The organism is Kitasatospora sp. NPDC001159 (genome assembly GCF_053598235.1).
The window spans coordinates 43,841-62,023 of the sequence record NZ_JBSFJV010000023.1; the positions used below are offsets into that span (position 1 = coordinate 43,841).

Consider the following 18,183-nt stretch of genomic DNA (forward strand, 5'->3'; position numbering starts at 1 on the left):
GTGTCCTAGGCAGAAGGTAAGTCTCGGTCGCGGACCATCAGGGCGGCGCGCTTGTCGGGCAGGGCGAGTTCGGCGACGGCCCGGAACCCGGCCCGTTCGAAGGCCCGGACCGAGCGTCGGTTGCGGACGTCCGGTTCGGCCACCACCCGCTCGCAGCAAGGTCGTCGGCTGAGGATCAGATCGGTGAGGGCGGACAGCAGCAGGGCGCCCAGGCCCCGGCCGCGGCTGGCGGCGGGGCCGAGCAGCAGGTGCACGCCGGTGTCGTGCGGCCGGGCCGGGTAGTGCCCGGCGAGCGGGTCGAGGTCGGCGCGGTACACCTCCCAGTAGCTCATCGGCGTGCCGTCGAGCAGGCCCAGGCAGGGCACGCTGCGGCCGTCACCGTCGAGTTGGGCCCGGATGTGCCGTTCGGTGACGGCGGGCGGCCCGGCGAGTTCCCAGAACTCGTCGACCTCGGGGTCGTTCATCCAGCCGGCCAGCAGCTCCAGGTCGGCGGGCAGCCGGACCGGGCTGAGCCGGAACTCCCCGGCCGGGGTGGGGACGGCCCCCCACCCGGGCACGTCGTCCGGCATCAGACGCCCGCCACCGGGTTGGGGATGTCCACGTACACGGACTGGGTGGCGACCGGGCCGACCAGCTCGTCCAGGCCGTTGATCCGGGTGAGCAGGTTGGCCTTGCAGGGCAGGGCGGGCGCGTCCAGCAGCAGCGCGGGCAGCGTCGAGCCGGTGGCGGTGGCCTGCGGGCCGGCCAGGAACCGGCGCAGTCCGGCCAGCAGCACCGTTTCGTCGGCCAGCCCCTGGGAGCCGAAGGCGCCGATCAGGCCGAGCACGTGGTTGATGCCGAGGTAGTAGGCGAAGTGGTGGTCGATCACCGGGTCGGGCAGGAAGGTGTCACTCTCCGCGCCGAGCCCGGGCAGCCGGGCGGTGAGCCGCTCGGCGGCGCTCTCCCGGTAGTAGTAGCCCTGGTTGTCGCGGTAGCGGCCGCCGACGGGCCAGCCCTCGGCGTCCAGCAGCACGATGCTGTTCTGCTGGTGCGCCTCCAGGGCGATGCCGCCCCGGCCGTCCAGCCAGAGGACGGGCAGCACGACCGCGTCCAGATAGCGCAGGAACCATTCAGCGGCCACCGTGCGCAGCGGGCGGCCGGTGCGGGCGGCGAGCGAGCGCAGGGTGTCGCCGAGCCGGGACGGCACGGTGGTGCCGGTGCCGAGCGGCTGTTCGGCGACCAGCCCGGCCACGCACAGCGCCCGGTCGGTGGGCGCGAAGGGCTGGGCGCGCAGCACGGTGTCCAGGCCGCCCGGGTCGCCGAGCCCGGGGTGGTCGACGCCGATCCAGGCCGGGTCGCGGACGATGTCGAAGCCGGGGTGGGCGGCGCGCCACTCGGCGGCCAGCCCGCTCTCCAGCAGCCGGTGCACCTCCAGGCCGCGGTGCAGTTCCTTGCGCAGGTTCTCCCGGCGGGAGTTGGTGATCCGCAGACCGAGCGAGAGCTTGAGCATCCACGGCACGCCGGGCCGGTAGACGGTGCGCACCGAGGAGGTGGGGTGCCAGGGCTCGCCGGCCGGGCCGAGGTCGTGCAGCAACCCGTCGGCGAGCAGGGCGGCGACGGCCGGGCGGTGGGCGAGTTCGCGGGCCTGCCAGGGGTGCAGCGGCAGGGCGGCGGTGCCGGGCGGCAGGGCGGTGCGGCCGCCGAGCAGGGCGGCGGTGAGCCGGTCGGCGCTCTCGGCGACGGCGGAGCCGGCCGCGAGCAGCCCGCGGTCGACCGCGTACCAGTGCAGTCGGAAGGAGCCGTGCAGTTCGGGCGAGTAGGCGGCGCTCTGGGCCGGGCCGAGGCCGTCGCGGCTCTTCGGAGTGGGGTGCAGCGGGTGGCCGAGCAACAGGGACTGCTCGGCGGCGAGGAAGTGCGAGCGCTCCGGCCCGCCGGGTTCGGCGGCGGTGCGGCGGTGGGCGAGGATCTCGGCGGTGCGCACCACCGAGTCGGCGACCCGGGCGGCGAGGTCGGCGACCTGCCCGGGATCGGGCCGTTCGGCGGCCGCGGCGGCCAGCAGCGCGGCGGCGGCGACGGCGTCCACCGGGGCCTCGGCGGTCCCCTCCCCGGCCGAGAGCGTGGCCGGCCCGAACCGGTGCCATCCGCCGGGCGACCAGTAACGGACCGGCGCGGTGAGCCGGGCGGCTCCGCCGAGGACGTCGATCCGCAGGCGCCCGTCCGCCCCGGGCCGGGCGCCGGTCTCCCGCGTCCAGCAGCGCAACAGGGCCTCCAGGGCGGCCTGTTCGGCGGCGACGGCCGGGTCCGGGTGCAGCAGCGGGTCGGGCCCGGGCTGGTACTCCTCGCTCGCCTCCGGGCGCTCTTGATCCGGCGTCGACGCTCCTCGCTCCGGCACTCGCTGTGCTCGCTCGTCGCTCGTCACTTTCGTTGGCGCGCCCAACGGTTCCCGAGGGGGCTCCACGGGCTGCGTCGATTCGGGCGGGGCTCCGGTGAGGGCGGTGCTCAAGGCTGCTCCTTGGTGCGCGTGGGGGTGCGGACGCGCGCTGGTGGTGGAGAGGGTCGGCGGGCGCTCGCACCGTCGCGTCAGGTAAGGGTTACCTATCCCTGAGGGGTGATCACAAGGACGGCTCACTCGTCCGGGTGAAGATCGGGGATTGTCCGCCCCGGAGGCGGAAGGCCCTGCTGTGCCAACGAGTCGCCTGGTCCCGCGTCACTGATCGGTGACCTCAGGCCGGCCCCGCAACCCGGGGGGCGGCCACGGCCGTCCTGCACTGCGATGGAAGACTCCAGGGCGGCGAGCCGCCACACCGAAGCCCGACCGAGCACAGGGGGAAGCGCACAGATGCCATCGATCCACCGGTCAGCCCTGGCCGCCGCCCTGGTCACCGGAACGCTGCTCGCCGCGAGCGCCTGCGGACCGGACGGCCCGGCCGGCGACGGCGGGAAGACCGCCGCGCCGCCGCCGAACGCCACCGCGGCGAGCGGCGCCGCCACCCCGGGCGGTGGCGGCGTCATCGGCGGGATCACCCTGCCCTCCGGCCTGCCGACCAGCCTGCTGGAGGGTCTGCCGAAGACCTGGGACGACCTGAAGAAGTGGAAGTTCGAGGACTGGGACAAGTGGGCGTCCAAGCACGTCTTCAACAACCCGGTGGTGAAGGACTTCTGGGATCCGGACAAGATGGGCGACGCCAAGCCCGCCGACCCGGCCCCGCCCACCGCCAAGCCGGCCCCGGCCACCTCGAAGCCCTCCACCGACGACGGGGTGACCGACCCCGAGCCGCCGGTGGTCAAGGCCGTGCCGGTGCCCCGCCCGTACCTCAAGCAGCCCTCCGGCAAGGTGTTCTTCTCCGCCCAGGGCGGTCGGGGCAACTGCTCGGCCACGGTGGTCGCCGACCCGCAGCACCCGGGCAAGAGCAACCTGGTCTGGACGGCCGCGCACTGCGTGCACGAGGGCAAGGGCGGCAACTTCTACAAGGACCTGGTGTTCGTCCCCGCCTACAACAACTCCGGTGCCTCCAGCGGCGGCAAGAAGGCCCCGCTGTCCGAGCTGGCCCCGCTCGGCACCTGGTGGGCCGACCAGGTCACCACCTCCCCGCAGTGGATGGTCGAGGGCGGCCCGACCGGCGACGCCGCCAACCAGTACGACTTCGCCGTGATGCGCGTGCACAACCAGAACGACACCGGCAAGTCCCTTGAGGAGACGGTCGGTTCGGCCGTCCCGGTGTGGTTCGACGCGCCCCGCGACCAGCTCAGGGTCTCGGCCGCCGGCTACCCGCTGGTCAAGCCGTTCGACGGCCAGGAGCTCTACAAGTGCGACGGCGGCAAGCCCACCCGGCTGTCCTTCGACGCCAAGCGCCCGTCCATGCTGACCATCGGCTGCAACATGACCCAGGGCGCCAGCGGCGGCGGCTGGTTCGCCACCATGCCGGACGGGAGGACCGCCCTGGTCAGCAACACCTCGATCGGCACCCAGGAGCACACCTCGCTGAGCGGCCCGTACTTGGAGGCGGTCGCCAAGCAGGCCCTGGACTGGATCTCCAGGAAGCAGTAGCCGGTATCACCACGGGGGACGAATCAGCATGCGCACCATCAGGGCCGGTCTTGTGGGGCAGGTCGGATCCGGGCTGATCCGCAGGACCGGCCCTCGCACCGGGGGGCGCCGGGCCGCCACGGCCGGCGCCGCGCTGCTCGCCGCCCTGACGCTCACCGCGGCCGCCTGCGGGCCGGACGGCCCCGCCGCCCCGGCCGCCCCGCCCTCCGCGCTGCCCAAGGCCGCGCCGACCAGCCTCGGCGACCTCAGCGGCTGGAAGCTGGAGGACTGGGCCCGGTACGTCACCGACAGCGGCTTCGCCAACCGGGTGGCCCCGGGCTACTGGTCGGTCTCCCGGATGGAGGCCGCCAAGGCCAGGCCCACCCCGGAGTACTCGCTGACCGCTCCCGCGCCGGGCACGGTCCAGCGGGACGCCCCGCCGGCCGCCGCCCCCGCCAAGCCCCAGCAGCACCCGTACGGCCCGGACTCCGCCGTGGTCGGCAAGCTGCTGATGACCACCCCGCAGGGCGACGCGGTCTGCTCCGGCACGGTGGTCTCGGACCCGGTCAACCCGGGCCGCAGCAACCTGGTGTACACCGCCGCGCACTGCCTGAACGACGGCAAGGGCGGCGGCTGGGTGAAGAACCTGGTCTTCGTGCCCGGCTTCAACCGGGACGGTCAGGCGGCCCGCGGCAAGCCGTACGGCGACCAGCAGGCGGCCCCGTACGGCCGGTGGACGGCGGTGCGCGCGCTGGTGTCGCCGACCTGGCTGCAGGAGAGTGGTATCGGCGCCCACAGCCAGTACGACTACGCCGTCGTCCGGGTGCGCGGGGAGTCCGACTCCGGTCCGTCCCTGGAGGAGACGGTCGGCGGTTCCGTCCCGGTCTGGTTCAACGCCCCGCGCGAGCAGGTCGGCTCGGCCGTCGCGTACGGCTACCCGGTCGAGCGGCCCTTCGACGGCATGGAGCTGCACCGCTGCGACTCCCCGGCCGCGCCGGGCCTGCTCTCCTTCGACCGCAGCCGCCCGCCGATGTACGTGATCGGCTGCACCATGACCGGCGGCGCGAGCGGCGGCGGCTGGTTCATCACCAAGGACGGCAAACCCAATCTGGTCAGCGTCAGCGCGATCGGCAACCGCAACCCGGCCGGATACCTGGCCGGGCCGTCGCTGCAGGACCAGGCGAAGCAGGCCTTCGACTACTTCGCCAAGAACGTCAAATAGCGCGAAGGGCCCCGGACGGGATCGTCCGGGGCCCTTCCGTAGCACCGGTCAGCCCTGCAGGGCCACCGCGAAGTGCTCCAGCTCCGCGGCCAGCTCGGCCGGCACCTTGGCGTGCAGCAGCGTGCCCTCGCCGGTGTGCTCGGTGGCGAGCAGCTCGCCCTCCTTGTGCACCCGGGAGACCAGGGCGCCCTGGGTGTAGGGCACCAGGGCCCGGACCTCGACGGCCGGGCGCGGCAGCTCGTCGTCGATGAGCTTCAGCAGTTCCTCGATGCCCGCGCCGCTGCGGGCCGACACCACGATGGCGTGCGGCTCGCGGCGCAGCAGGCGCTGCAGCACGTGGGGGTCGGCGGCGTCCGCCTTGTTGATCACCACGATCTCCGGCACGTTCTGTGCCTCGACCGACACGATGACCTCGCGGACGGCGGCAAGCTGCGTCTCGGGCTCGGGGTGCGAGCCGTCCACCACGTGCAGGATGAGGTCGGCGTCGGCGACCTCCTCCATGGTCGAGCGGAACGCCTCGACCAGGTGGTGCGGCAGGTGCCGGACGAAGCCGACGGTGTCGGCCAGGGTGTAGAGCCGCCCGCTCGGGGTCTCGGCCCGGCGCACGGTCGGGTCCAGGGTGGCGAACAGCGCGTTCTCCACCAGCACGCCCGCGCCGGTGAGCCGGTTGAGCAGGGAGGACTTGCCGGCGTTGGTGTACCCGGCGATGGCCACGGACGGCACCTGGTGGCGCTTGCGCTCCTGGCGCTTGGTGTCGCGGCCCTTCTTCATGTCGGCGATCTCCTTGCGGAGCTTCGCCATCTTCTCGCGGATCCGACGGCGGTCGGTCTCGATCTTGGTCTCACCGGGACCACGGGTGGCCATACCGCCGCCCGAGGAGCCGGAGCCACCGCCACCCATCTGCCGGGACAGCGACTGACCCCAACCGCGCAGGCGCGGCAGCATGTACTGCATCTGCGCGAGCGAGACCTGCGCCTTGCCCTCCCGGGACTTGGCGTGCTGGGCGAAGATGTCCAGGATCAGGGCCGTCCGGTCGACGACCTTGACCTTGACCACGTCCTCCAGGTGGATCAGCTGGCCGGGGGTGAGCTCACCGTCGCAGACCACGGTGTCGGCGCCGGTGGAGGCGACGATGTCGCGCAGCTCCTTCGCCTTGCCGGAGCCGATGTAGGTGGCGGCGTCGGGCTTGTCGCGACGCTGGATGACGCCGTCCAGCACCTGGGAGCCGGCCGTCTCGGCGAGCGCGGCGAGCTCGGCCATCGAGTTCTCCGCCTCCTCCAGCGTGCCGTCGGTCCAGACGCCGACGAGCACCACGCGCTCCAGGCGGAGCTGGCGGTACTCGACCTCGGTGACGTCTTCGAGTTCGGTGGAGAGGCCGGCGACCCGGCGCAGGGCCGCACGCTCGCTGCGGTCGTACTGGTCGCCGTCGTAGCTGTGGCCGAGGTCCTCGTCGATGGCCGCGAGGTCCTCGTCCATGAGGGCTTCCGCCCGCAGACCGCCGAGGCGGCGCGAGGCGTCGGCGTGGTCGCGGGTGTCGAACGTGGAGGTCATTCTGTCCTTTGGTCGCTGAACGGCTGTGGCGAGGACCCTCGGCTGTCACCGGGGCTCCTATGCCCTGTGAACGCCGTGGACCGGCCGTGAATTCCCCACGATGGTCGCACGCCCGGCACGGACCGGTCACCCCCATTTCCCCCGGCGTGCCGGGTCCCGGCCCATTCCGGGGCGTGCGGGCGGCTCACGTCGTAAACCCCGGAGACTTTGAGCATCGCCCGCATCAGCGCGGGCAGCGTGCCCGGCTCGGGCAGTTCTACGGTGTAGGTGTGCCGCACCCGGAGCTCCTGCGGCGGCTCGACCTCGGCCGAGACGATGCCGACGCCCTCCGCGGAGATCGCCGCGGTGAGGTCGGCTAGCAGCCGGGGCCGGTTCAGCGCCTCGGCCAGCAGGGTGGCCCGGTGCCCGGCGGCCGGGGCGTCCTCGGGCCGCCAGCGGACCTCCAGCTCGGCGCGCCCGTCCGCACGAAGCCGCTGCCCGGCCGGGCAGCTGATGCGGTGCACGGCCACCGCGCCGCCGCGGATCGGGTAGCCGACCACCTCGTCCGGCGGGACGGGCGTGCAGCAGCGGGCCAGCCGCACCGGCGCCCCGGGCCGCCCGTCCACCGCGACCGGGGCCGCCCGGCGCTCGCCCGCCCGGTGCGCGGGCGGGGCGGGCTGACCGCCGGCCGGGCCGGTGCGCACCACCGGCAGCCGGGCCGGGTGGTCGGCCAGCCAGCGCTCGATGGCCAGCCGGGCGGCGGGGGTGCGGGCGTGCGCCAGCCACTCCGGCGACGGGCCCGAGGGCTGGCCGCTGCCGGCCGGGAGGTTCTCGGTCAGCACCGCGAGCACGTCGCCGTCCTGCAGCACGGTGGACAGCGCGGTGAGCCGACCGTTGACCCGGGCGCCGATACACCGGTGCCCGGTCTCCTCGCCGAGAAGGTAGGCCGCGTCCACACAGCTGGCCCCGGCTCTCAGCTGAAGCGTTCCGCCGCTCTCGGTCACCACGGTGATCTCGCGGTCGTCGGCCAGGTCCGCGGTGAGCGCGGACCAGAAGGCGTCCGGGTCGGGCGTCTCCTGCTGCCACTCCAGCAGCCGGCTGAGCCAGCCGGGCCGGGCCGGGTCGGTGCGGTCCAGTTCGTCGGCGTCCTGGGCGGTGCCGGCCGGGGACGGGTCGCCGAGCGCGACCACCCCGGTCTCGGCCACCTCGTGCATCCGCCGGGTCCGGACCAGCACCTCGACCACCGCGCCGCCCTCCAGCGCCACGGCGGTGTGCAGCGACTGGTAGAGGTTGAACTTGGGGGCGGCCACGAAGTCCTTGAACTCTCCGGGCAGCGGTGTCCAGCAGGTGTGCAGCTCGCCGAGCACGGCGTAGCAGTCGGCGTTCTCCTCGACCACCACCAGCAGCCGCCCGAAGTCGGCCGGCTGCGGCCCCTGCGGCCGCCCGTCCGGCCCCGGCGCGGCGTCCCGCTTGAGCAGCACCCGGTGCAGCGAGACGCAGTGCCGGGGCCGGACGGTCACCTCGGCGGCGACCCCGGTCTCGGCCAGCTGGCGGGCGAGCTGCCGGGCGAACGGCTCCAGCAGGGTGTCCGGCTCGGCCTCGTGACCGGCCATCAGGGCCCGGCTGCGCGCGTGCTCCTCGGGGTGCAGGGTGGCGAAGACGATGTCCTCCAGCTCCGCCTTGAGCACCTGGATGCCGAGCCGCTCGGCCAGCGGGATGAGCACGTCCCGGGTGACCTTGGCGATCCGCACCTGGCTGGCCGGCTTCATGTGCCGGATGGTGCGCATGTTGTGCAGCCGGTCGGCGAGCTTGATCACCATCACCCGGACGTCGTCCCCGGTGGCGACCAGCATCTTGCGGAAGGTCTCGGCCTCGGCGGCCGCGCCGAAGTCGACCTTCTCCAGCTTCGTCACCCCGTCGACCAGGTAGGCGACTTCGGGTCCGAATCCGGCGCTCACCTGGTCCAGCGTCAAATCGGTGTCCTCGACCGTGTCGTGGAGCAGCGAGGCGACCAAGGTGGTGGTCCCGGCGCCGAGTTGGGCCAGGATCATGGTGACGGCCAGCGGGTGGGTGATGTACGGCTCGCCGCTCTTGCGCTTCTGGCCGCGGTGGCTGGCCTCGGCCAGCCGGTACGCCCGGGAGAGCAGCCCGAGGTCGGCCTGCGGGTGATGTCGGCGGTGGACCCGGACGAGCGGCTCGAGGGCGTCCGGGACGGGCGGGCGACCGGTGGCCAGCAAGGCGGCCCGCCCGGCCCGGCCGAGGGCGGCCCGGCCGAGCTCTCCGAGGGGCCTCCTGGCCCCGGCCTGCCGTGCGGTCGTCGGCTGCCCCGCAAGGGGCTGCCCGGCTTCGATGGTCATCGGCACCTCCGGCAACGGTCGCCGGGTGCAACCCCTCCCCAGGGGGTTGATCGACCCGGTGGTCCATGCTACCGAGCAGAGCACGTTCTGCGATGCCGTGATTCCCGTCCGCGACCGGTATCACCCGATCGGGGGGATTCGTCGCCACACGAAATGGGCAAACCGGGCCGTCAGGCGCGGCGCAGCGACTCCCACCAGCGCGCGTCGAGCCGTCCCTCGGCCACGATCACCGCCGGCCCGGTCATCTCCACCCGGCCGTCCGGGTGCTCGGAGATGACCAGCCGGCCGCCCAGCACGTCCACGGTGTACGAGACCGTCTCGCCGGTGGTCGCCGGGTCCAGGCCGTCCCGGCGGATGGCCGCCACCGCGACGGCGCAGGCGCCGGTGCCGCAGGAGCGGGTCTCGCCGGAGCCGCGCTCGTGCACCCGCATCGCGACGTGCCGCGGGCCTCGGTCCACCACGAACTCGACGTTGACGCCCTCCGGGTAGACGCCCTCGGGGCTGGTCAGCGGCGCGGTGCGCAGCTCACCGGCGTGGTCCAGGCTCTCGACGAAGGCCACCGCGTGCGGGTTGCCCATGCTGACGTTCAGGGCGGGCCAGCGCCGCTCGCCGACCGCGACCTCGATGCCGTCCGGTCCGGGCAGCCGGGCGCGGCCCATGTCGATGGTGACCTCGCCGGGGGTGCCGTCCTCGGCGTCCTCGGCGACCTGCGCGGTGAGCACCCCGGAACGGGTGGCGATCGCCTGCTCGCCGGGCTTGGCGAGACCGGCCTCGACCAGGAAACGGGCGAAGACCCGCAGGCCGTTGCCGCACATCTCGGCGATGCTGCCGTCGGAGTTTCGGTAGTCCATGAACCACTCGGCGCGGTCGGCCAGGTGGGCGGCGGCCGGGTCGGCGGCGGCGCGCACCACGCGCAGCAGCCCGTCCCCGCCGATGCCGGCCCGCCGGTCGCACAGCGCGGCGACGGCCTCCGGGCCGATCTCCAGCACGCCGTCCGGGTCCGGCACGATCACGAAGTCGTTCTGGGTGCCGTGCCCCTTGAAGAAGGGGAGACCGGCCTGCTGAGGAGAGGATGCGCTCACCCCTCCGATGGTACTGATGCCCGCCCGCTCGCCTCCGGGTGCTCCGCCCCGGCGCCGGCGGCCGGCTCAGCGCAGGTACGCGACCCGCCAGACCGCGAGCGCGCAGGCGGCCAGCGCGATCAGGGTGTAGGCCACGATGGCCTTCCAGCCGGCCCGCCGTCCGGAGCCCCGGCGCGGCAGCCCCGGCCACTTGTAGCCGGCGTGCCGGGCGGCCATCGCGCCCCAACCGACCGAGGCGGCGGTGAACAGCAGTCCGAGCATCCCGACCATGGTGGCGCGCGCCCCGGCCGAGCCGAAGGCGAGCGGGAAGGCGAACATCAGCGAGCCGAGGGTGCCCAGCAGGGCGATCGGCAGGGTCTGCCACCAGCGCAGCCGGCGCAGCGGTCGGATCTCGCGTTCGTGCACCGCGGCGTCGGGCGGGGTGCGGGTGTCCAGCGCGGGCACCGCGACCGCGTACGAGGTCGGCGCCTCCAGGCCGGTCAGCACCGGGAGGTCCCCCATCGTGGACTCGTCGAACTCCTCGGCCGGTGCGGTGACACTCCCGCCCTGACCGGATTCGGGGCCGGTACCCGTCGACACACGGCCTCCCCTGACAGTTCGACACGAGCGGACTCGCGGCCGGGCACGGTCGGCCCGCGCGGGCCGACCCCTATGGCATCGATGATGGCATGTCCAGAGGGGCCGTTCGGGACGTGACCGGGGTCCTCGGGTGATCCGTGGCCATCACGTGATCGGGCCGTGACCCCCGGTTCGTCCTGCACGGCCGCCTGCGCGCGCAAGTGCACCGCCGAATTGGCCGGAACCCGCCCCCAGACCCTGGGCAACCGGAAGCCCCTGACGCCCGATCAGTTCGAAGGATCGTTCCAGCAGCTCGACCGGGTCGGTGCCGGCCGGGCGGGAGAGCCAGTGGATCCGGTCGTCGCGACGGAACCAGGACTCCTGACGGCGGGCGAAGCGCTTGGTGGCCCGTACGGTTTCGGCCCGCGCCTCGTCCTCGGTGCACTCGCCGGCGAAGTGGTCGAGCACCTGCTGGTAGCCGAGCGCCCGGGAGGCGGTCTTCCCCTCCCGCAGTCCGACCTTCTCCAGCTCCCGCACCTCGTCCAGCAGTCCGGCCTCCCACATCCGGTCGACCCGCAGCGTGATCCGCTCGTCCAGCTCGGGGCGCGGCACGGCGACGCCGATCTGCACCGCCTCGTACACGGCGGTGTTCCTGGGCAGGTTGGCGGTGAACGGCTGCCCGGTGATCTCGATGACCTCCAGCGCCCGGACGATCCGCCGCCCGTTGCTGGTCAGGATCGCCTCGGCGGCCGCCGGGTCCAGCTCGGCCAGCCGCCGGTGCAGCGCGTACGGACCGGCCTGCTCCAGCTCGGCCTCCAGCCGGGCGCGCACCGCCGGGTCGGTGCCGGGGAACTCCATCTCGTCGATCGCCGCCCGGACGTACAGCCCGGAGCCGCCGACCAGGACGGGCGTGCGCCCGGCCGCGAGCAGCCGGTCGATCTCGGCCCGGGCCAGCCGCTGGTACTCGGCCACGCTGGCGGCCTCGGTGACCTCCCAGACGTCCATGAGGTGGTGCGGCACTCCCGCGCGCTCGTCCATGGTGAGCTTCGCGGTGCCGATGTCCATGCCCCGGTACAGCTGCATCGAGTCGGTGTTGATCACCTCACCGCCGAGGGTGCGGGCGATGGCGACGGCCAGGTCTGACTTGCCTGCGGCGGTCGCGCCGACGATGCAGACCACACGGGGAGGGGCGACGCGCGGGGTACGGGAGCTGCTCACCGCTCCAGTCTCCCACTGCCCCGGCCCTGGGAAGGGCGCCGGACCACCGGAGACCGGGCTGCCGCCCACCCCCGGCCGCGCGAGGATATGACTGTTCCGAGGACTGCTTCGAGGAGTGCTTCGAGGACTTCTTCCGCGCCTGCTTCCGGCCGTTTCCGCAGCCGGTCCCGGTTTTGCGAACGCTTTACCGACCCCAGGCGTTGTGCAGGTGACAGGGAGAGAAGGAGATCGCCATGGGCCTGATGGACAACCTCAAGGGCAAGGCCGAGGAGCTCAAGGAGAAGGCCAGCGAGCTCGCGGGCAAGCACAGCGACCAGATCGAGAGCATGGTGGACAAGGCTGGCGGCGCGATCGACAAGGCCACCAAGGGCAAGTACAGCGAGAAGATCGAGCACGGCGCCGACAAGGCCAAGGACGCGGTGGGCGAGTTCGCCCACAAGCCGAAGCCGGGCGAGGGGGGCCGGGCCCCCCGGTCCTGACGGGTCAGCTCCAGGACGCCACGAAGTACCCGACCCCGTACGGCGCGTCCTGGTAGCCCAGCCGCGCGGTGAGGCCGGCGCCCTCGGCGGCGCCAGCCAGCACCTGCCAGGGCGCCCGGCCCTCGGCCTTGAGCTCGGCGGCGAACCCGGAGTCCAGGGCGGCGAGGGCGGGCAGGTCGGCCGAGCCCAGTGCGGCGGCCAGCGCGGCGTCGAAGCCCTCGGCGCGCTCGTCCAGGTAGCCGGGCGCCTTCACCGAGCGGCAGGCGCTGCCGTCGCCCAGCACCAGCAGGGCGACCCGGTCGGCGAGGCCGGCCAGGCCCTGGCCCAGCCCGAGCATCCGGTCGGCGGGGGCGTCGGCGGGCACCGCGCAGGCGTGCGTCGGCAGGGTGACCCCGGCGCGCTCCAGCAGCCAGGCGCCGACGGTCAGCGAGGGTGCCAGCTCCGGCCCCTCGACCCGCTCACCGGGCAGCTTGGCGACCAGCGGCACCCCGTACCGGTGGAAGGACCCGGCCCCGCCCTCGGTCCACACCTCGGCCTCCGACCCGGCGCCGACCACCACGACCAGCTCCGGCTCGGCCGCGACCAGCGCCGCCAGCGCCTCGTCGCAGGCGGCGCGCAGTTCGTCCAGCTCGGGCGCGGCCCCGGCGGCGACCTCGGGGACGAGCAGCGGCGGACAGGGGCACACGGCGGCGGCTACCAGCATGTGGATCACTCTAGCCGGGAAGCCGAACGGCCCGGCAGGAGTCGAAGCTCCCACCGGGCCGCCGTACGAAGCCGTACGGAGCGGGGTCAGTCGCCGCAGCAGGCGCCGCCCGCCGGGGCGGCCAGCGGCAGCTCGGCCGGGGCGCCGATCTTCGGCAGGCCCAGCAGCACGCCGGCCGGCTTGGCGGCGGGCTTGGCCTGACGCTTCTCCCAGGCGTCGCCGGCCCGGGTGCGGCGCACCGCCAGCGCCGGGCCCTCGGCCAGCAGGTGGTGCGGGGCGGCGTAGGTGATCTCGACGGTCACGATGTCGCCCGGGCGCACCGGCTCGTCCGGCTTGCTGAAGTGAACGAGCCGGTTGTCGGGGGCGCGGCCGGAGAGGCGCTGGGTCTGGTCGTCCTTCTTGCCCTCGCCCTCGGCGACCAGGATCTCCAGGGTGCGGCCGACCTGCTTCTTGTTCTCGTCCCAGGAGATCTCCTCCTGGAGGGCGATCAGCCGGTCGTAGCGGGCCTGGACGACCTCCTTCGGGATCTGGTCCTCCATCTCGGCCGCCGGGGTGCCGGGGCGCTTGGAGTACTGGAAGGTGAAGGCGTTGGTGAAGCGGGCCTCGCGGACGACGTGCATCGTCTCCTCGAAGTCCTCCTCGGTCTCGCCGGGGAAGCCCACGATGATGTCGGTGGAGATCGCCGCGTCCGGCATCGCCTCGCGGACCTTGCGGATGATCCCGAGGAAACGCTCCTGCCGGTAGGAGCGGCGCATCGCCTTGAGCACGCGGTCCGAGCCGGACTGCAGCGGCATGTGCAGCTGGTGCATCACGCTCGGGGTCTCGGCCATCGCGGCGATCACGTCGTCGGTGAAGTCGCGCGGGTGCGGCGAGGTGAAACGGATCCGCTCGAGGCCCTCGATCTGACCGGCGGCGCGCAGCAGCTTGGAGAAGGCCTCACGGTCGCCCAGGTCGGAGCCGTAGGCGTTGACGTTCTGGCCGAGCAGGGTCACCTCGATGACGCCCTCGTCCACCAGCGCCTCGATCTCGGCGAGGACGTCGCCGGGGCGGCGGTCCTCCTCCTTGCCGCGCAGCGCGGGGACGATGCAGAAGGTGCAGGTGTTGTTGCAGCCGACCGAGATGGCGACCCAGGCGGCGTACGCGGACTCGCGGCGGGTGGGCAGCGTGGAGGGGAAGGTCTCCAGCGACTCCAGGATCTCGACCTGGGCCTTGCGCTCGACCGCGGCCCGCTCCAGCAGCGCCGGCAGATGCCCGATGTTGTGGGTGCCGAACACCACGTCGACCCAGGGGGCGCGCTTGACGATGGTCTCGCGGTCCTTCTGGGCCAGGCAGCCGCCGACGGCGATCTGCATGCCCTGGTGGCGGCTCTTGACCGGCGCGAGCTGGCCGAGGTTGCCGTACAGCTTGTTGTCGGCGTTCTCCCGCACCGCGCAGGTGTTGAACACGACCAGGTCCGGGTCGCCCTCCGGCCCGGCCTTGACGTAGCCCGCGTCCTCCAGCAGGCCGGACAGCCGCTCGGAGTCGTGGACGTTCATCTGACAGCCGTGCGTGACGACCTTGTAGCTCTTCAATCCGCTCTCACCGCTCACCAGACCAGGGTACGGGCAGCCGCGAGCCGGTTTTCCCGACTGTGCACGCACCCTCGCCTCCGAGCAGAAGCGGCGCGGGGTGCCGTTACCCCTCCCGTTCGGCCGGAGCGCCTGGCAGTATCCCTGCATGGCCCCCACCGATCCATCACGTCTCGGCGCCGCCGTCCGCCGCGCGGCCCGCAGCCCGCTGTGGCGGACGGTGCTGGTGCTGGTGCTGCTGGTCGCCGGGCTGGGCGGCTGGTGGCTGTCGGCGGGCCGCTCGCCGGGGTACCCGCGCGGGGAGACCCGCTTCGCGACCGGTGTGCAGCGCGGTGTCTACGACCGGTACGGGCAGCTGCTGCAGACCCACGTCTCCCGGACGATGCCGGGGGTGCGGCTGGCCCTGGACAACACCGAGGGCTCGATAGACAACCTCACCCGGGTGATCGACGGCCAGGACACCTTCGCGATCGCCACCGCCGACGCGGTGGCCGACTACCACGGGCCCGGCAAGGACAAGCTGCGGGCGATCGCCCGGCTGTACGACGACTACCTGCAGCTGATCGTCCCGGCCTCCTCCACCGTGCGCCGCACCGCCGACCTCAGGGGCCTGCGGGTGGGCGTGGGCCTGCCGCAGTCCGGGGTGAACCTGGTGACCAAGCGGCTGCTGGCCGCAGCCGGCCTGGACCCGGACCACGACATCACCCCGGTGATGGCCGGCGTCGGCGATGCCGCCGACCAGCTGCGCGAGGGCAGGCTGGACGCCTTCTTCTGGTCCGGCGGCCTGCCGACCAGCGCGCTCACCGACCTCTCCGACCACGTCCGGATCCGGATCGTCCCGCTGAGCGACCTGTCCGAGGCACTGCACAGGGCCGAGGGCGGCGGCACCGACGCCTACCGGGCGGCCACCATGCCCAAGGGCACCTACCCGAACGCCGAGCCCAAGGACGCCGTCGCGACCGTGGCCGTGCCCAACCTGCTGATCACCCGGGACGGCGTGAACCCGGAACTCGTGGAGGGCATGACCCGGGCGGTGATCGACAGCCGCGACCAGATCGGCGCCCAGGTGCACGCCGCCCAGCTGGTCGACCTGCGCACCGCCGTCTACACCGACCCGCTCCCGCTGCACGAGGGCGCGGCGCGTTACTACCGCTCGGTGAAGCCCTGAGGGGCCCTAGGGTTTCTCAGGACGCGGCACCGCCAGCGTCACCGCCAGCCCGGTCGGCTTGACCGGGGCGAAGCCGAGCGAGCCGCCGCCGGCCGCCAGCAGGGTGCGGGCGATGGACAGGCCCAGCCCGGAGCCGTCCACGTTCTGGTGCCGCGGGCTGCGCCAGAACCGGTCGCCGGCCCGGGACAGCTCGTCCTCCGTGAGCCCCGGCCCGGCGTCGGTGACGGTCACCGCGACCTCGTCCCGGCGCACCACCACCCGCAGCCGCACCTGGCTGCCAGACGGACTGAACTTGAGCGCGTTGTCCAGCACCGCGTCCAGCGCGGAGCCGAAGCCGATCGGGTCCGCCATGCCGATCGCCAGTGCCGGGCCGTCCCAGCGCAGCTCGATCCCGCGCTGCTCGGCCACCGGCTGCCAGCCGTCCACCCGCGCCAGGGTCAGCTGGGTGAGGTCGGTCTGCTCCGGTTCGGGGCGGGCGTGCTCGGCGGTGGCCAGCCCGAGCAGGTCGTCCAGCACCCGGGCCAGCCGGGTGCCCTCCTCCCGGACGCCGCTGAGCTCCTCCTCGTGGCCCTCGGGCAGTTCCAGGCCGAGCACCTCGACCCGCAGCAGCAATGCCGACAGCGGGTTGCGCAGCTGGTGCGAGGCGTCCGCGACGAAGGCCTTCTGCTGGTCCATGGCGTGCACCACGTGGTCCGCCATCTCGTTGAACGAGCGCGCCAGCCGCTGGAGTTCGGGCGGTCCGCCGCCGGGCGCGACCCGGGCGGCCATCTGGCCGGTGGCGATGTCGTGGGTGGCCCGGTCCAGGGTGCGCACCGGACGCAGCACCCACTCGGTGAGCCGGACGGCCAGCAGCACGGCGACGATCATCGCGACCGCCTCGCCGCCGGCCACCACCAGCCACTTGTGCAGCACCCGGGTGCGCAGCGCCGCGGTCGGGGACTCGCTCAGCACCACCGCGACCACGTCGCCGTCGCGCACCACCGGGGTGGCCACGGTGATCGTGCGGTCCTCGGTCCACGGCCACACCTGCGGCGGGTTGTGGCTGCGCCGCCCGTCCAAGGCCTCCTGGAAGGCCTGGGCGCCCCAACCGGCGGCGGGCACCCGCCAGTCCCCGGGGGCGACCGATATCGGCATGCCGTCGCGCTGGAAGATGCCCAGCCGCACGCCGTACAGGTCGAAGTAGCGCCGGACCTCGGCGTCGATCGCGTGCCGGCGGCTGAGGTCGCCGGGGGCGGGCTCCGGGTCGCCCTTGAGGGCGGAGTCCAGCGAGGCGGCGCCGGAGGTGGGCAGATCCTGGGCGAAGCGGGCGGCGTCGTCGAGCCGGTCGACGACCACCTTGCTCTGCTCGGCCGCCGCGAACGCCGCCGCGAGCGGCAGCCCCAGGGCGGCCAGGACGCAGAGCATGAGGGCGATCAGGATGCCGAGCAGGCGGGTGCGCACGTGCGGTCAGTGCTCCGCGGGGGCGGGCGGGGCCTGGTCGGCTGCGGTGGACGTCGGGGAGTCGGGGATCAGCCGGTAGCCGACCCCGCGGACGGCCTCGACCAGGCCGGGCAGCGCGAGCTTGTTGCGCAGCGAGCCGATGTGCACCTCCAGGGTGCGCCCGTTGCCCTCCCAGCCGCTGCGCCAGACCTCGCTGAAGATCTGCTCGCGCCGGTAGACCACGCCGGGGCTCTGGGCGAGCAGGGCCAGCAGGTCGAACTCCTTGCGGGTGAGCGGCACGTCGCGGCCGTCCACGCTGACCCGGCGGCGCTCCCGGTCGATCCGGATGCCGCGGGACTCCAGCGGGCCGCGCTGCTGCGGTACGGCGTCGGGCGCGGACACCGACACCGTGGAGGGCAGCGCGCCGCGCCGGGCGACGGCGTGGATGCGGGCGAGCAGCTCGCCCATGTCGTACGGCTTGGTGACGTAGTCGTCGGCGCCCAGGTTGAGACCGTGGATCCGGGAGCGGATGTCGGCGCGGGCGGTCACCATGATCACCGGCACGCCGCTGCCGGCCCGGATCCGGCTGCACACCTCGAAACCGTCGCGATCGGGCAGCCCGAGGTCGAGCAGCACCACCCGGTACGGCTCGTTGCCGTCCGGCACCAGGGCGTCCAGTGCCTCGTGCCCGCTGCGGGCGTGCCGCACCTGGAAGCCGTGCCGGCCCAGCACCGCGACCAGCGCCGCGGCCACGCGTTCGTCGTCCTCGACGAGCAGCAGTCGCATCCTGTTCTCCTCCTCTCCCCACGTGGTCTCCGGCCCCGACCGGTCGGGGCCCGGCTCCTGCGCAGTATGGGCCAGCGGACGGCCCGG

14 protein-coding genes and 1 pseudogene are annotated in these 18,183 nt (G+C 73.8%); 4 read left to right on the forward strand and 11 right to left on the reverse strand.

What is annotated here, in order from left to right; genetic code table 11:
* Positions 1–5 precede the first annotated feature (5 nt).
* Together ACWC9T_RS14790 and ACWC9T_RS14795 are read right to left on the reverse strand one after the other, a co-directional pair.
* Positions 6–677 carry a GNAT family N-acetyltransferase gene (locus tag ACWC9T_RS14790; RefSeq protein WP_449821465.1) on the reverse strand — a complete coding sequence of 224 codons (672 nt, stop codon included), beginning with the start codon at positions 675–677 and terminating at the stop codon, positions 6–8.
* Positions 569–2,482, reverse strand: coding sequence for an IucA/IucC family protein (locus ACWC9T_RS14795; protein WP_449821428.1), 1,914 nt, complete (start codon positions 2,480–2,482; stop codon positions 569–571). Before ACWC9T_RS14795 ends, ACWC9T_RS14790 begins: the two co-directional genes overlap by 109 nt.
* A 336-nt stretch (positions 2,483–2,818) precedes the next feature.
* Here ACWC9T_RS14795 and ACWC9T_RS14800 point away from each other — a divergent pair, with 336 nt between their 5' ends.
* Complete coding sequence (locus tag ACWC9T_RS14800; protein ID WP_449821429.1) at positions 2,819–4,027, forward strand: trypsin-like serine peptidase; 1,209 nt, start codon at positions 2,819–2,821, stop codon at positions 4,025–4,027.
* A gap of 28 nt (positions 4,028–4,055) precedes the next feature.
* Positions 4,056–5,228 carry a trypsin-like serine peptidase gene (locus tag ACWC9T_RS14805; RefSeq protein ID WP_449821430.1) on the forward strand — a complete coding sequence of 391 codons (1,173 nt, stop codon included), beginning with the start codon at positions 4,056–4,058 and terminating at the stop codon, positions 5,226–5,228.
* A 48-nt stretch (positions 5,229–5,276) separates the two neighbouring features.
* On the opposite strand, the gene hflX is transcribed toward ACWC9T_RS14805, so the two are convergent.
* The 5 genes and pseudogenes from hflX to miaA form a co-directional block, all read right to left on the reverse strand.
* A complete protein-coding gene (gene hflX, locus ACWC9T_RS14810; protein WP_449821431.1) occupies positions 5,277–6,779 on the reverse strand; it encodes a GTPase HflX in 1,503 nt (500 codons plus the stop codon).
* Entirely contained in the window at positions 6,776–9,115 is a 2,340-nt protein-coding gene (locus ACWC9T_RS14815; RefSeq protein ID WP_449821432.1) for a RelA/SpoT family protein, read from the reverse strand. Before ACWC9T_RS14815 ends, hflX begins: the two co-directional genes overlap by 4 nt.
* A 170-nt stretch (positions 9,116–9,285) precedes the next feature.
* The gene (gene dapF, locus ACWC9T_RS14820) at positions 9,286–10,206 is read right to left on the reverse strand and encodes a diaminopimelate epimerase (RefSeq protein ID WP_449821466.1); all 921 of its coding nucleotides are present in this window, start codon (positions 10,204–10,206) and stop codon (positions 9,286–9,288) included.
* Between the two features lie 57 nt (positions 10,207–10,263).
* Positions 10,264–10,776, reverse strand: a complete 513-nt coding sequence (locus ACWC9T_RS14825) for a hypothetical protein (RefSeq protein WP_449821433.1) — start codon at positions 10,774–10,776, stop codon at positions 10,264–10,266.
* 258 nt (positions 10,777–11,034) lie between these two features.
* Positions 11,035–11,973 (reverse strand): annotated as a pseudogene (gene miaA, locus ACWC9T_RS14830) (tRNA (adenosine(37)-N6)-dimethylallyltransferase MiaA); the annotation flags it as partial.
* A 233-nt stretch (positions 11,974–12,206) separates the two neighbouring features.
* Here miaA and ACWC9T_RS14835 point away from each other — a divergent pair.
* Positions 12,207–12,452 (forward strand): antitoxin, encoded by a 246-nt coding sequence (locus ACWC9T_RS14835; RefSeq protein WP_449821434.1) that lies wholly within the window; start codon positions 12,207–12,209, stop codon positions 12,450–12,452.
* A 4-nt stretch (positions 12,453–12,456) separates the two neighbouring features.
* On the opposite strand, the gene ACWC9T_RS14840 is transcribed toward ACWC9T_RS14835, so the two are convergent.
* On the reverse strand, positions 12,457–13,155 hold the full coding sequence (locus tag ACWC9T_RS14840) for a class III extradiol dioxygenase subunit B-like domain-containing protein (RefSeq protein ID WP_449821435.1): 699 nt from the start codon (positions 13,153–13,155) through the stop codon (positions 12,457–12,459).
* A gap of 86 nt (positions 13,156–13,241) precedes the next feature.
* Positions 13,242–14,744, reverse strand: a complete 1,503-nt coding sequence (gene miaB, locus ACWC9T_RS14845) for a tRNA (N6-isopentenyl adenosine(37)-C2)-methylthiotransferase MiaB (RefSeq protein ID WP_449821436.1) — start codon at positions 14,742–14,744, stop codon at positions 13,242–13,244.
* Between the two features lie 127 nt (positions 14,745–14,871).
* On the opposite strand from miaB, the gene ACWC9T_RS14850 reads away from it, so the two are divergent.
* The gene (locus ACWC9T_RS14850) at positions 14,872–15,891 is read left to right on the forward strand and encodes a TAXI family TRAP transporter solute-binding subunit (protein ID WP_449821437.1); all 1,020 of its coding nucleotides are present in this window, start codon (positions 14,872–14,874) and stop codon (positions 15,889–15,891) included.
* A gap of 6 nt (positions 15,892–15,897) precedes the next feature.
* On the opposite strand, the gene ACWC9T_RS14855 is transcribed toward ACWC9T_RS14850, so the two are convergent.
* Positions 15,898–17,331, reverse strand: coding sequence for a sensor histidine kinase (locus ACWC9T_RS14855; RefSeq protein WP_449821438.1), 1,434 nt, complete (start codon positions 17,329–17,331; stop codon positions 15,898–15,900).
* A gap of 6 nt (positions 17,332–17,337) precedes the next feature.
* Positions 17,338–18,096 carry a response regulator transcription factor gene (locus ACWC9T_RS14860; protein WP_449821439.1) on the reverse strand — a complete coding sequence of 253 codons (759 nt, stop codon included), beginning with the start codon at positions 18,094–18,096 and terminating at the stop codon, positions 17,338–17,340.
* Between the last annotated feature and the right edge of the window lie 87 nt (positions 18,097–18,183).

Bases quoted from the DNA above. Each gene is read 5' to 3' on its own strand.
- ACWC9T_RS14815 (WP_449821432.1), bottom strand. From the start codon at position 9,115: ATGACCATCGAAGCCGGGCAGCCCCTTGCGGGGCAGCCGACGACCGCA.
- ACWC9T_RS14840 (WP_449821435.1), bottom strand. From the start codon at position 13,155: ATGCTGGTAGCCGCCGCCGTGTGCCCCTGTCCGCCGCTGCTCGTCCCC.
- ACWC9T_RS14800 (WP_449821429.1), top strand. From the start codon at position 2,819: ATGCCATCGATCCACCGGTCAGCCCTGGCCGCCGCCCTGGTCACCGGA.
- ACWC9T_RS14805 (WP_449821430.1), top strand. From the start codon at position 4,056: ATGCGCACCATCAGGGCCGGTCTTGTGGGGCAGGTCGGATCCGGGCTG.
- ACWC9T_RS14860 (WP_449821439.1), bottom strand. From the start codon at position 18,096: ATGCGACTGCTGCTCGTCGAGGACGACGAACGCGTGGCCGCGGCGCTG.
- hflX (WP_449821431.1), bottom strand. From the start codon at position 6,779: ATGACCTCCACGTTCGACACCCGCGACCACGCCGACGCCTCGCGCCGC.
- ACWC9T_RS14850 (WP_449821437.1), top strand. From the start codon at position 14,872: ATGGCCCCCACCGATCCATCACGTCTCGGCGCCGCCGTCCGCCGCGCG.
- ACWC9T_RS14835 (WP_449821434.1), top strand. From the start codon at position 12,207: ATGGGCCTGATGGACAACCTCAAGGGCAAGGCCGAGGAGCTCAAGGAG.